At 38.7% G+C, this 13590-nt stretch carries 12 protein-coding genes; 7 read left to right on the top strand and 5 right to left on the bottom strand.

Annotation, left to right across the window (positions count from 1 at the left end; genetic code table 11):
• Nucleotides 1-91: 91 nt before the first annotated feature.
• A complete protein-coding gene (locus VB694_RS14925; protein ID WP_323361106.1) occupies nt 92-688 on the bottom strand; it encodes a glyoxalase-like domain protein in 597 nt (198 codons plus the stop codon).
• 216 nt (nt 689-904) lie between these two features.
• On the opposite strand from VB694_RS14925, the gene VB694_RS14920 reads away from it, so the two are divergent.
• Together VB694_RS14920 and VB694_RS14915 are read left to right on the top strand one after the other, a co-directional pair.
• Complete coding sequence (locus VB694_RS14920; protein WP_323361105.1) at nt 905-1528, top strand: sigma-70 family RNA polymerase sigma factor; 624 nt, start codon at nt 905-907, stop codon at nt 1526-1528.
• Between the two features lie 102 nt (nt 1529-1630).
• On the top strand, nt 1631-2737 hold the full coding sequence (locus VB694_RS14915; protein WP_323361104.1) for a tetratricopeptide repeat protein: 1107 nt from the start codon (nt 1631-1633) through the stop codon (nt 2735-2737).
• 148 nt (nt 2738-2885) lie between these two features.
• Here the strand turns inward: VB694_RS14915 and VB694_RS14910 are convergent, their stop codons facing one another.
• From VB694_RS14910 to VB694_RS14900, 3 genes are all read right to left on the bottom strand, one after another.
• The gene (locus VB694_RS14910; RefSeq protein WP_323361103.1) at nt 2886-3635 is read right to left on the bottom strand and encodes a hypothetical protein; all 750 of its coding nucleotides are present in this window, start codon (nt 3633-3635) and stop codon (nt 2886-2888) included.
• Nucleotides 3636-3828: 193 nt separating this feature from the next.
• Nucleotides 3829-4296, bottom strand: coding sequence for a DUF2267 domain-containing protein (locus tag VB694_RS14905; RefSeq protein WP_323361125.1), 468 nt, complete (start codon nt 4294-4296; stop codon nt 3829-3831).
• Nucleotides 4297-4854: 558 nt separating this feature from the next.
• Complete coding sequence (locus tag VB694_RS14900) at nt 4855-6255, bottom strand: sensor histidine kinase (RefSeq protein WP_323361102.1); 1401 nt, start codon at nt 6253-6255, stop codon at nt 4855-4857.
• Nucleotides 6256-6384: 129 nt separating this feature from the next.
• Between VB694_RS14900 and VB694_RS14895 the strand changes: the two genes are divergently transcribed.
• The 3 genes from VB694_RS14895 (at nt 6385) to VB694_RS14885 (ending at nt 9352) form a co-directional block, all read left to right on the top strand.
• Nucleotides 6385-6537 carry a hypothetical protein gene (locus VB694_RS14895; RefSeq protein ID WP_323361101.1) on the top strand — a complete coding sequence of 51 codons (153 nt, stop codon included), beginning with the start codon at nt 6385-6387 and terminating at the stop codon, nt 6535-6537.
• Nucleotides 6503-8668, top strand: a complete 2166-nt coding sequence (gene ppk1 / locus VB694_RS14890) for a polyphosphate kinase 1 (protein WP_323361100.1) — start codon at nt 6503-6505, stop codon at nt 8666-8668. Before VB694_RS14895 ends, ppk1 begins: the two co-directional genes overlap by 35 nt.
• Before the next feature lie 273 nt (nt 8669-8941).
• Complete coding sequence (locus VB694_RS14885; protein ID WP_323361099.1) at nt 8942-9352, top strand: response regulator transcription factor; 411 nt, start codon at nt 8942-8944, stop codon at nt 9350-9352.
• An 87-nt stretch (nt 9353-9439) separates the two neighbouring features.
• Here the strand turns inward: VB694_RS14885 and VB694_RS14880 are convergent, their stop codons facing one another.
• Nucleotides 9440-9622: a hypothetical protein gene (locus VB694_RS14880; RefSeq protein ID WP_323361098.1), complete on the bottom strand. Its 183-nt coding sequence runs from the start codon at nt 9620-9622 to the stop codon at nt 9440-9442.
• 253 nt (nt 9623-9875) lie between these two features.
• Here VB694_RS14880 and VB694_RS14875 point away from each other — a divergent pair, with 253 nt between their 5' ends.
• Together VB694_RS14875 and VB694_RS14870 are read left to right on the top strand one after the other, a co-directional pair.
• Complete coding sequence (locus VB694_RS14875; protein ID WP_323361097.1) at nt 9876-12707, top strand: DUF4347 domain-containing protein; 2832 nt, start codon at nt 9876-9878, stop codon at nt 12705-12707.
• Between the two features lie 332 nt (nt 12708-13039).
• Nucleotides 13040-13590, top strand: a 551-nt coding sequence (locus VB694_RS14870; protein ID WP_323361096.1) for a DUF2854 domain-containing protein, incomplete at its 3' end; no start/stop codon positions are given.

Below are 13590 nucleotides of genomic sequence, written 5' to 3'. Positions count from 1 at the left end.
GAAACCCTCCAGATCCCCGACTTCTTTGATTTATTGTGTCCATAAATGATAAATTGATCTCAGAAGTCGGGGATCTTATCACCGGGAATAACTAATTAGCAACTTCAGCCAATTCAATCACGCGACCTTCGTAATCTTTTACCAAAAAATTCAAAGGCTTTTGATTGCGAATTTTGAATTTTAAACCTCGTGTTTCCACACGCATCAAAATCAACTCCAAACAATCATGGTCAAAACAAACATGACGCTGTTGATTTTTAACACCAATACTCGCACCAGTAATGATGTGCAGTTGAGTATTTTTCTTTAATTGATACCATAGTCCATCGTTGGCATTACTCATCGCTTTATTTGACCAACTGGCACTAGAAGACATATAAAGCGGGTCTATCCCTGTTGCACCAATAGTTTGTTCATAGTTGTAGTAATAGTGCAAAGGTACTTCTGCTGCGGGCAAATCTAGCAACCCTTCATACAACTGTCGGGCAATTTCCAAATCCGACACCATCACAGTATAGACTTTGGGGGCGCTGGTCAGAAACATCCACATAGCGCCAGCATAAGCCGCCAACAGCATAATCATAATGCCTTGGGTGGAAAAAAGGCTATCCAAGGGCAGGGAAGGTAAGAAAGAGCCTAAAGTCACAGGACTAAGCAGGAAAGGTATCAAATTAGCTGCTATAACCATGAATAAATGAAGATTGTATAAAGGAGCCGCTTTTAGTATTGTCGATAAAGACTAGCATACTGTCGTCTTCTTTAGTTTATCTCATAGTTTGAGGTAGGGAACAGGTAACAGGTAACAGGTAAGAATTTTACTAATCCCCAATCCCCAATCCCCAATCCCCAATCCCTAATCCCGAAACATTACTCTGTATATTTAAAAAAATCTACTCAAAAGCTTGTGCAAATTCCTTCCTTTCCTGAAGCTAATCACCCTCTGGTTAAGTCTCTGTTTCATCAGAGTGACCAGGAACTACTAAGTCTATTTAGGCGCTATTCTGATCAAGGCAAGTATTTTACAGTTATTTTTTGCCGTTATAGCCCTATAGTTTACACCTTAATTCAACATTCAGCGCGATCGCCTGTCCAGGCAGATTATCTATTTGCGCTTACTTGGCGACATATATACTATGAACTCGGTGGACTTTATTTAACTAACCCTGAAACAGGACAAGAAGTGTTAACCCTGCAAAACTGGTTAATCAACATGACTGCTTTCTGCATTAATGAAATTAAATTACCCCCTACTGAGGCTATTCATTATTCACTCAAAGATACTTCACCCCCATTATGGTGTTATATAGAACAAGCATTAGACCAAATACCGCCAATATTACGCTTAATTGTTTTGATGGCTCAAACCTTCCACTGGAGCGAAACTCGCATCGCTGCCTATTTGCAAGCTGAAGGCGAAAAAATTTCTCCTGCCGAAGTAGCCAATTTTATCCAGGAAGGTTATCGTATGCTAGAAGACAAATTACCTGCTGATATTCGCACGATTTACTTAGGTGAAGAAAGCATTTAAACTTAACTTAGGTATTCAGGCGACAGTAGTTATTTTGCAAATGAAAATAAACTCTTTTGCTGACACCTTTGATTGACAGCCAAAATTTTACGGTTAAGCGTTATGAAAAAATGGCATTTATTATCAGGTCATAGCCTTCATCATGTAAATTACTTCCTGTTTTTACAGCAAGTTAATAAATTTAAACATGGGACTATTTTCGCTATATTATCTATTTCTTTGTTCATCACCACAAATGCCAATGCTATTGAGATTACCAAACAACTTTATAATCCATTAAATCATCCTATTGGCAAACAATTAAACACCAGACAAGCCAGAGAAGAAGCTGATAGATTGATGCGTTTAGGTAAACAACAGTATGTTTCTGGTTCTGTTGAGAAAACTGTTGAATCAGGATTACAGGCATTAGAAATTTATCACTCTCTTGGTGATCTCAAAGCACAGGGTTTAACTTATGATTTACTAGCTGGTGCTTATCTGCAATTAGGTAATCTCAAAGATGCCGAAGATGCTATTCGTCGTCGTTTAGGCATAGCTCGTGATAATCAAGATTTCCAAAATCAGATTTTTGGACTCAATAATCTCGGTACTTTGTTACTGCAAAAAGGTGAATCAAAAGCCGCAGGACAAACTATTCAAGATGCTTTAGTCATGGCTCGTGATCTTGATAATATTGAAGGACAAGGACTTTCACTCAGTAATTTAAGTCTAGTATATACAAGATTAGGTGACTATAACCAAGCCATTAAATTAGGAGAAACTGCCCTAATTTTTCGTCGCCAAACAGGTGATGCTATTGGCGAAATTAACACTTTCAATAATTTAGCTGATGCCTATCTTATGGCAGGAGATTATCCAAATACTATAGGTAATTATGGGGCAGCAATGCGTTCAGCTAAAATCAATTTTGACCGTCCTGGACAATTACGCGCAATTGATGGTTTAGTCACGGCTCATACTGCTGTCGGTCGTTATGATCGGGCTTTGGAATTGATAGAACAACGATTTGCGATCGCTAAATTATTAAATGACCCCAGGGAAGAATTAAAATATTTAGTATCTTCCGGTGAACTTTACGAAAAACTTCAGGATTATGTCAAAGCACGTAATTTTTACCAACAAGCACTTTCCCTAGCGCAAAAATTAGAAGATATCAAACAAGAGGCAAAACTAATCAATAGTCTGAACGAATTGAAAGGACGATAATGTAAGTATTCAGCTATAGCAATGGTTCATCTCCAGATCCCCGACTTCACTAGATAAATTTATCATTTATGGACACAATAAACAAAAGAAGTCGGGGATCTTATCGCCTTACCTGAATTCTTACACGATAATTACCACTGACAAACAACTAATTCAAAAAAACAGATCCATTTGATTGAATTCTCATTGCACTTCTATCTTGGTTGACATCAGTTGTTTCTTTTAATGTTACTTCTAAAGTTCCTGTTTCTTCACCAGGTTTAGGTGTCACCATCAAAAGTCCTCTATCTTTCCGCTGAAATGTCACCGTGATAGGTGTGTTTAAACCTCGTAAAGTGACATCTGATTTACCTTCTAATGTGCGTGGTGCTGTATCGCCAATTACTTGATAAGTGATGCTTGCCCCTGTATTATTTATTAACTTGATATTTGCTTTGCCATCTGCTAAAGCCATTCTTGTACTGGGATCTTGTCTTTGTTCTGGTGCTGGTAGTTGCGTTCTACTCGAAGGTGGAAGAGTTGGTACAGTCTGTGCATCACCTCCTGACTGAAACGCCCGTTGGGAAAGATTATAAGGCGGTTCATTAAAAATACTAGGATTGGGATTAAGTGCTGAAGGTGCTTCACCACCAACACCTAAACTACTTGGATCTGGTAAGGGAATAATAGAAAGTGGGATTATTCCTAGCTGCATAAGTCTGAGAGTGAAAGCATTAGGAGGACATCCGGCAGGAACTAACACCCGAAAATTATGTGGTTCTTCGTAGAAAATTCCGGGACAAGGGTTAACTTTGGCGGTTGTTTCTTGTGCTATCGCTACTTGGGAAATGGTTGGTAAACTAATTAGTAAACCACCACAAATAATCCCAAATAATTGAGTATATTTTTGCAGATTCATTATTTTTGCTCCTGTAATTATGCAAAGAGGAAACAATTAAAAGAATGCAGAATTTAGAATTTAGAATTACGTTTTGCAACGGGGATTTTACCCCGACACAAAACCCGCTGCTTGTAGAAGCAGGGGACTTTAACCCCCAAAGGTAAGTTAAAAATTTCAAACTAACTTCTGTCACCTGTCACCTGTCACCTTCTTAAGCTTCTTCCCAAAGTTGGCAAATTTTATCAGGTAACCAGGTAGAAATTTCTTGAATTCGTTCTGGTGACAATTCATCTTTTGTGGCAGAAAATACAGCTTTAACTACTTGTTCTGCATTGACATTTGATGGCATTCCTCCTTCATTGGCAACTCGAAATAAAAAGCGATCGCTATCAATCTTAAAAATGCCTGGACCTTGCCACGGTGGACGTACACGGCTTAAAAATGCCACAATTGGATTAGTGTCATGCCATAAATCTGCAATTTCTAATTGTAGGGATTTATCTTCAGTTATCTCTGCTGGTTCATGTAGTTCTGCTTCAACTCTATCAGCAGCTTCTGTGGTCATTAAATCCCGCATCACCCGAAAAACAACTTCCGTTAAATCCCGCGCATCAAAAATATCTGTTAAGCCACTTTTAACCATGACTTTTTCTAAAAAAGGTAAATCTTTGTCAGCAATAGCTACTGATTGATTTTCCTCGGATACTGTGGGCGGATTAGTTGCTAAATTCTCTAATAGCTGCTGACCTTTCTGCGTTATTTCCGCTTTTTTAAAAGTTATCAAATGCGGTAACGGTCCATCCGGTGCGCCGTAAGTATTGGCAATTCGCAAATCAATTTCCTGGGAATTAATTACATTAGGAACATCTTCTTGAGTTGCGTAAGCATTACCTGTAAATTCAGCATTGATATAATGCTTTTGATTTAAGTAATCTAAATGTCCCAAAAAATCTGCTATTGTGATTTGTTGATCAGGAAATTCAGCTTGGTTAAAGTGAACTTCGTGCATTCCCTGACCAGTTTCGTTAATTTTTTTCAGTAATGTGTAAGTAACATCTTTTCTGATAGTAATTGGCATATTTTTCTAAACTAAAATTGTGGGTTTTGTTTGCAACTGTATATACAATAATCAGTAAATACATTTTTCTCCATCTGCCTCAAGAAACAAATGTTGAATATATAGAGGTTGAGATTCCTTAATTCTGCAAGAATTTGGGGATATTTTTGTTCATAACTCCTATTTCATGTATGAATTTTCCCTATTCCCTATTCCCTTATCAAGAGTGATTGGTAAAATTACAGTGAAAGTAGTACCTTTACCAACAATACTATCAACTTGAATTTGTCCTTGATGATGTTCTACAATAGCTTGTGCGATCGCTAAACCCAAACCTGAACCAGTCGTACTTTCCCGGCTTTGATGAGTCCGCGCTGGATCTACACGATAAAACCTATCAAACAATCTTGGTAAAGATTCACCAGGAATACCCACTCCCGTATCACTGATTTTAATTTGTAAACAAGCAACAACATACCGCATGGGTGAAATTCTCGCTAACTCAACCTGTACATTTCCCTGAGTTGGGGTATATTGCAAAGCATTACCAATCAAATTTGTACATAACCGCACCAATTCATCCCAATTACCCAGCACCGTAAACCAATTTTCTTGCAATTCTGGGTCAATTTCTAAGGGAGGATCAACTAAATTTAGACTGAGGTTAATTTGCTTTTCTTTAGCTAAAAGTTGTTGTTCTTCCATCACTTCCATTAACAAAGCATCCACAGGACAAGATGAAAATACAACCTTACTGATACCACTATCCTGTCGTGCTAAAAATAATAAATCATTTACCAACCGACCCAAACGTTGGGTGAGTCTTTCTACTAATTTTAATTGTTGACGATAATGAGAAATACTACCTGTTTCTAACTCTAAATCAGTCAGCGCCACTTGTACATTAGTTTGAATTAAAGCTATCGGACTTCTGAGTTCATGGGAAGCATCAGCTGTAAATTGCTTCAGACGTTGGTAAGACTCTCCCACCGGTTCCATCGCTTTACCAGATAGAAACCAACCACTCGCAGCTACTGATAGCACCATGAACCAAATTCCCAAAGCCAAATCAAAAATCAACTGACGACTCGGTTTAGTGACTTCAAACCAAGGATGACTAACGCGCAGATAACCTAAAACCTGTCTTCCCATTTCTACCCGATGGGTAACTTGTCGTAACAGCAGTTCTGAGTCTCCCCATCCTCCCATCCCCACCAAGCGCACAGTTTCACCAATCCGATTACCATGGATAGGAATATCTAAAGCTTCAGAAAAAGTTGACCACCGTAATTCACCAGTGGGGCTAAACCATTCTAGGTCAATATGATCATCTTCGGCTGCATCGGTATTATTGCGAAAACTTGCTTCTACATTGACACGGAATTTATCAGGTTGGAAATTAACAGGTTCAATGACTAAAGAACGTTCTACGACTTCCACTACATGATTTAAAGTATCATCAATTCTTTCTACTAAAGTGCTGCGGACGTATAAATACACTCCAGTTGCAAACAAGAGTAGTAAGATAGCAGTAACAGCAGTGTACCAAAGGGCAAGACGGCGACGAGTAGCTTGAAACATTATTTCCGCATTGTTAAATATCTCTTAACCAAAACTCACTATATTAATTACATTCCTTCAGTTAAACCACAGTAGGGGCGAAGCATTCGGGCGATAATTTATCGGTTTTTTCCCTAGTTGATCTTCCGAATGCTTCGCCCTTACATCGCTGATGCTTCTAGTTCCCGTCAGGGATACGCCCCTACAACTCCTGACTCCTTAATTCTTCTCCAGTTTGCTGCGCGACATCTACTAGCCTCTAAAAATCATGCCAAAACCCAAAAAGACCAACACCACCATTAATTTAAGTGATTCACAATACTATATTAACCGCGAATTAAGCTGGTTAGAGTTTAATAGTAGAGTATTACATGAGGCTTGTGATGAACGCACACCGCTACTAGAACGCCTCAAATTTTTAGCTATTTTTAGTTCTAATCTAGATGAGTTTTTTATGGTGCGAGTTGCAGCCTTAAAGCAACAGGTAGAAGCAAAGGTCAACCCTGTAACTCCTGATGGTCGCACACCGCAACAACAATTAGATGATATTCAGTTAAACCTGAGTCCGTTAGTCAAAAAACAAAACGAACAATTTGAAGAAGTTCTCCAACCGCTGTTAGTAGATCATGGTATTCATCTCATTAAATACATAGAAATGAATCCCAAACAGCGGAGTTATTTAGATAACTACTTTAAAGAACAAATATTTCCGGTACTAACCCCTTTAGCTGTTGATCCTAGCCATCCTTTTCCCTACATTTCTAATCTCAGCTTGAATTTGGCTGTTGTGGTCAAAAACCCAGATACGGAAGAAGAATTTTTTGCTAGAGTCAAAGTTCCTAGCGTGTTACCGCGATTTATACCTTTACCATCAGACTTAGGAATTGAAAACAACGGAAAATCCGTACATTGGATCGGTGTACCTCTGGAACAGGCGATCGCTCACAATCTAGAATATCTGTTTCCAGGCATGAATATTCAGGAATATCATCCTTTCCGCATTACCCGTGATGCTGACCTAGAACTGGAAGAAGACGAAGCCGATGATTTATTATTAGCCATTGAACAAGAACTGCGGAAACGCCGCATGGGTGGAACTCCAGTCCGGTTAGAAATTCAGTCCCAAACACCAGAAATTTTGCGATCGCGCTTATTGCAAGATTTGGAATTAACTGAAAATGACGTTTATCCAGTAGATGGTTTATTGGGACTGCGAGACTTAATGTATTTTATGGCTTTAGCATTACCAGAACTCAAAGAACCACCGCGTCAGTCTGTCATCCCTTCTCGTTTACAACGTCTTAAAGAACCAAATATAGATCCAGATGTATTGGAAATAGAAGAAGGAAAAGACATCTTTTCTATCATTCGAGAAAAAGATTTACTGCTACATCATCCCTATCAATCATTTTCTGGTACAGTTGTCCGTTTTATTACTAGTGCAGCCCATGACCCAAATGTACTAGCCATTAAAATGACTCTTTACCGAACTTCCGGTGATTCCCCCATAGTCAATGCTTTAATTGCTGCTGCGGAAAATGGTAAACAAGTTTCTGTTTTAGTGGAATTAAAGGCGCGATTTGATGAAGAAAATAATATTTACTGGGCTAGACGTTTAGAAAGAGTTGGTGTTCATGTTGTCTATGGTTTAGTCGGTCTGAAAACCCATAGCAAAATTGTCATGGTAGTGCGGCGAGAAAAAGACCGAATCCGCCGTTATGTACATATTGGAACTGGAAACTATAACCCGAAAACAGCACGATTATATACAGATTTAGGGTTGTTAAGTTGTCGGGAAGAATTAGGCGCTGATTTAACAGATGTGTTTAACTTTTTGACTGGATATTCTCGCCAAAAAATTTATCGGGAAATTTTAGTTGCACCTGTAAATATGCGCGATCGCTTTCTCGAACTGATTAACCGCGAAATCGAAAATGTCCAAAAAGGATTTTCTGGCCGTATAGTTGCTAAAATGAACGCCCTTGTCGATCCCGAAATTATCGCCACTTTATATGCAGCTTCCCGCGCCGGTGTGCAGATTGATCTAATTATCAGAGGTATCTGTTGCTTACGTCCTGGACTCAAAGATATCAGTGAGAATATTCGCGTCATCAGCATTATCGGCCGATTTTTAGAACATTCCCGCATTTTTTACTTCTACAACAATAGCCAAGAAGAAATATTTATTGGTAGTGCTGATTGGATGCGTCGTAATCTAGATCGTCGAGTTGAAGTTATCACTCCCATTAGAGACCAAGATATTGCTAAAGATTTGCAAGAAATCATGGGCATTATGTTAGCAGATAACCGTCAAGCTTGGGATTTACAATCTGATGGTAGTTATATTCAAAGACGACCTGGTGATGATTGTTCAGAAGCTAATTCCCAAAAAATTCTCATGTCTATGGCTTTACGTTCTACCAGCATCACATAAACAGGGAACAGGGAACAGGGAACAGATAAGATCCCCGACTTCTTTGATTTATTGTGTCCATAAATGATAAATTGATCTGGTGAAGTCGGGGATCTGGATATCAACGATTGCTATAATGTTTTTAAACATGAGTTTTTTCTGTTCCCTCTGACTTCATCATTACTTCATCAAAAAACTCTATTTATTCAACCGTAGGATAGAGTCAAGAATGGCACTTACTCCCCTAAACTATAAAAACTCTTGTATATAATTTTGTGTTTGGTGGGAATGTTAATGGTGTCCTGTGAGTCTTCCTTGTTGCGCGTTCTATTAGTTGATGATCACGAACTAACTCGTTTAAGCCTACAATTAGCTTTTTCTTGCCAAGAAAATATGCAAGTGGTAGGGTTAGCTAGTAATGGTCAAGAAGCTATAGAAATGGCCAGATTTTTTCGACCTGACGTAATTGTGCTAGATTTACATATGCCAATTATGGATGGTTGGTGTGCTTCTATTTATATTAAATCCATATCTCCAAATACTCAAATCCTCGCTTACTCTTCAGTAGAAGATGCACATTTACAGCAAACAAAGGCAATGTCTACCTTTGATGACGTTTGCAAAAAAGATGCACCGACCACTGAACTCATTGCTTTAGTTAGACAGCTAGGCCAGCGTGCTATAAACAATTCATTTATAGGCTAAAATTTTACGTTTATAAAAATAAAGAGCGTCGGCTTTTACGTAAAAATACGTTTGCCGACGTATATTTTAGTATGAATTTATTCTCGCTTAATTAGCTTCAGCTTCGGGAATGGTGCGTTTAAATTCATCCATTAAATCATCTAATTCTTCTAAAGCTTGATTGACATCAACTCTCAAAGTACCTAAATTGGGTTGTTCCAGTAAACTCAACAGGTATTCACGTTTATTTTTAACTGACTTAATTCGTTCTTTAATTGTTTGCAAATCCATAGTTTTTATTCCCATCTTTGAATGTTCTTAATTAAACTTAACGCAAAATGGGCTGATCTACTCAATCAAACAATATTCTCCATAGGCTGCATTGCTGACTACAAGCAGCGCATAGTTAAATTTATCAGTATATTGTTGTTACTTCAACCTATCTGTATTAAAATCGCTAAAGATATGTTAGGGGTTGAGAAATGCTAAATCTCTACCCTAATGCAATAGAAACTATACTTTTTTGTCAGGGACGGAAATATTCATGCTTAACAACTATTTACCAAATCACAATCCTCAAACCGTTGTCTTTATTGACTCCTCAGTTTCCGACTACCAAACCCTACAGACGGGAGTTGTAGAAGGAGTAAAAACAGTCATCCTTCCCCAAAATCGAGACGGGATTGAGGAAATTACCGAATTTTTACAACAACATCCCCAAATTACCACCATTCACATCGTTTCCCACGGTTCTCCAGGATGTTTGTATTTAGGAAATAGTCAACTGAATTTAGAAAATATCAGTAAATATGCTGCTTTATTGCCGCATTGGCAAAGCCAGAACATTTTACTCTATGGTTGTAACGTCGCTGCGGGGGATGCTGGAGAAGAATTTATTAGCAAGTTACATGAGATTACCAACGCAACCATTAGCGCGTCAGCCACAAAAACGGGAAATGCAGCTTTAGGGGGAAATTGGGAATTAGAAGTTAATATTCCCGTTACAGATGTAGAGACGTTCCATGGAACGTCTCTACCTTATTTGTCGGATATCATTTTTCGTGCAGACACCATCAACACCTATCAGGGAGTATTTAAACCCCCATTTACTAGCATTTTAACTATGGTTTATGACCAATTAACTGCCTTTGCTGGATCAGACAGTTTTTGGGAGCGTTTCGCTGAGGCTTTTGGGAATCAATACAATCACATCTTGGCTCAGTTGTTTCGTTCTCAATGGCTGGCTGGTGATTTTCGTCAATTTCCAACTATTGAGGTGGTGAGTAGCGATGTTTTGGGCAGTGCGAATGGGGCATACGCAATCAGCACGAATAAAATTTATTTATCAAGCCAGTTTGTAACAACGGCGAGCCAGCAGTCTTTATTGGCGGTGATATTAGAAGAATATGGACACTTTGTCGATGCTCAGATCAATACTTTGGATAGTGCTGGTGATGAGGGGGAATTATTTTCTGCTTTAGTGCTAGGAGTTAATTTAAGTGCGGCTGGGTTGGCTCGTATTCAAGCAGAAGATGATCGTACAGTGATTTCTATTGATGGGGAATCTATCACTGTTGAACAAGCAGCAACCCTAAATTTTAATACAACCATAAACGATCCAACAGGTGCATTTACACCCTTTTATTCTGTCATACAATCTCACATATCTGCTGCTGGTTTAAACTGGGCTAAATACATTCAAGGCAGTGCAAGTTTAGAAGTAGTTGTTAATTTCTCTAATAGTATTCCAAGAGCTACTGGGGGAAGTTTAACCTCATCTTTCGTCCGCAATAACGGAATATTTAACGTATTCGAGCAAGGTGCAGCAGCAGAAATTAGGACAGGAATCGATCCTAATGGAATCACTCCTGACATTGAGTTAAACTTTAATCCTAATTATCTGACTAATGAACTATGGTTTGATCCCGATCCATCAGTAAGAACTGCTATCGTCCCAAACAACAAAACGGATGCTCTTACTGTATTTATCCATGAGTTGGGTCATGCTTTTGCCTTTAATGGATGGCGAAATAGTTTTGATGGAACATTTCCTGGAAACTATCAATCTACATTCGACGAACAAACTATATTTGATGGCAACAATTTCTTTTTTATAGGTCCCAAAGCCACTGCTCTTTACGGCGATAAAGTTCCCTTGACATTTGGCAATTTCTCTCATTTAGGTAATAACTCACCAAGACCAGGTAGCGACTTAATTTCTGATCTTATGAACGGGGTAGTTTACAATCGGGGAACTCGCTACACAATTTCTCCACTGAATGTTGCCATATTAACAGACTCTGGTGTATCCACCACGAGTGAGTTTACTATAAACCAAGCACCAACAAACCTCACCCTATCTAACAGCAGCATTGCCGAAAATCAACCTATTAGTACAGTAGTTGGCAACTTCACCACCACCGACCCAGATACAGGTAATACTTTCACCTATAGCTTAGTTAGTGGTACAGGTGCAACCAATAACAATTTATTTACCATCAGTGGTTCTCAAATCAAAACCAAAGCTAGTTTTAACTTTGAAGCCAAAAATAGTTATAGCATTCGAGTTCGTACCACAGACCAAGGTGGATTATTTTACGACAAACAACTCACCATCACCATTAACAACATTGCAGAAAACGCCATTACAGGGACAGCCGCTAACAATACCCTCAATGGTACAGCTAATGCAGATCGGATTGACGGCTTAGATGGAAGTGATAAACTTTACGGTTTAGTCGGCAATGATGATTTATATGGTGGTAATGGTAATGATACCCTCGACGGTGGTACAGGTGCAGATGCCTTAATTGGTGGTTTGGGTAATGATACTTACTATGTGGATAATATCGCAGATACTATCACCGAAGCGGCTAATGCAGGAACTGATACTGTTTTCAGCACTATAACCTACACATTAGGCAATAACCTAGAAAACCTGACTTTAACAGGTACATCTGCTATTAATGGCACTGGTAATACCCTGAATAATATCATCACAGGAAACGCCGCAGCTAATACCCTCAACGGTAAAGCAGGTGCAGATATTTTCACTGGTAGACTTGGTAACGATAAACTCTATTTGGGTTTAAATGATGCTGCTGTAGATATCGTTAAATATGCCTCTGGTGATGGTGCAGATAGCATTTATCAGTTTGTGCGTGGTGTGGGTGGTGATAAAATCCAGTTTACAGGTATTGCTAATCTTGATGTGGTGATATCAGGTGCTAATACTCTCCTACGCATTGGTGATGGCACAATTGGTAATTCTGGTTTTGGCACTGGTCAGTTATTAGCGACTTTATCGGGTACAACAGGTTTTATTGCTGCTGATGTAAATGTCAATCTATTAGGTGCTAACTTCTTGTTTAGTTAATTAGCATAATCTAAGATCCCACAAGATCCCCGACTTCTTCAAGAAGTCGGGGATCTGAAGAACCCAATTGGACGCGAAAAGATAAATAAAGGTGTTGACAACAAGTTTTAAATATGTTATCCTTAAATAAATAAGGAAGAACTATCTTGTAATAATTAAATATTGATAATTAGGGATAAAACTTTTATCTTCATCCTGTAAATCCTAAAATCCTGGAAATCCTGATTCAGACTTTATTCAGAATTTAGTTGACATACTCCCCACCCTAGAAGGGCAAGGCTTTCGACCCATTTTTTTGGTAAGATGTTAAGAAATGATAAATACCTTAAATCATGCTGGGCAAAATTTCTTTGGGAACACTCGGTTTAACTTTGGGTAGCATATTAACCATAGGCGGTTTCGTGGCCTATGCTGCTGATAATGCGACTCTCAACCTGGTTGGATTTTTTTATGGCTTTCCTCTCTTGTTGGGAGGTTTAGCACTCAAAGCCAATGAACTCAAGCCCATACCTTTTAGTCAACCTACTACACCATCAGTATTGGCGCTCAGAAAACAGCAAGCAACTGTAACTCAAAATAAAATCCGCACGGATATCACAAGATTTTGCTACGGACAAGAGGGTCATTTAGATCGGGCGCTGATTTATTTAGAGCTAAGTCCAAGTGATGAAAAAAGACCAGTTGTGACTGGTTTAAGAGAAACAGAAGTAAACGGTGCTTATAGCCTCATTTTAGAATTTGATTCACCTCTCATACCTCTGGATATTTGGTTACAAAAGCTGGAAAAAATGAGCAAATACTTTGCTCCTAATGTTGATGTAAAAATTACCCAACCTGGCGAAGATAGAATTGAACTGGAGTTAATTACTACTAATCAACAGTA

Origin of the sequence: Anabaena sp. UHCC 0451 (genome assembly GCF_034931405.1) — a bacterium.
Taxonomy (GTDB): domain Bacteria; phylum Cyanobacteriota; class Cyanobacteriia; order Cyanobacteriales; family Nostocaceae; genus RDYJ01.
This window is presented reverse-complemented; position numbering and strand designations above follow the sequence as displayed.

Excerpts from the sequence above, each read along its gene's own strand:
- VB694_RS14925 (WP_323361106.1), bottom strand. The coding sequence starts at position 688 with ATGGTTATAGCAGCTAATTTGATACCTTTCCTGCTTAGTCCTGTGACT.
- VB694_RS14915 (WP_323361104.1), top strand. The coding sequence starts at position 1,631 with ATGAAAAAATGGCATTTATTATCAGGTCATAGCCTTCATCATGTAAAT.
- VB694_RS14910 (WP_323361103.1), bottom strand. The coding sequence starts at position 3,635 with ATGAATCTGCAAAAATATACTCAATTATTTGGGATTATTTGTGGTGGT.
- VB694_RS14900 (WP_323361102.1), bottom strand. The coding sequence starts at position 6,255 with ATGTTTCAAGCTACTCGTCGCCGTCTTGCCCTTTGGTACACTGCTGTT.
- VB694_RS14895 (WP_323361101.1), top strand. The coding sequence starts at position 6,385 with ATGCTTCGCCCTTACATCGCTGATGCTTCTAGTTCCCGTCAGGGATAC.
- ppk1 (WP_323361100.1), top strand. The coding sequence starts at position 6,503 with ATGCCAAAACCCAAAAAGACCAACACCACCATTAATTTAAGTGATTCA.
- VB694_RS14885 (WP_323361099.1), top strand. The coding sequence starts at position 8,942 with ATGGTGTCCTGTGAGTCTTCCTTGTTGCGCGTTCTATTAGTTGATGAT.
- VB694_RS14880 (WP_323361098.1), bottom strand. The coding sequence starts at position 9,622 with ATGGATTTGCAAACAATTAAAGAACGAATTAAGTCAGTTAAAAATAAA.
- VB694_RS14875 (WP_323361097.1), top strand. The coding sequence starts at position 9,876 with ATGCTTAACAACTATTTACCAAATCACAATCCTCAAACCGTTGTCTTT.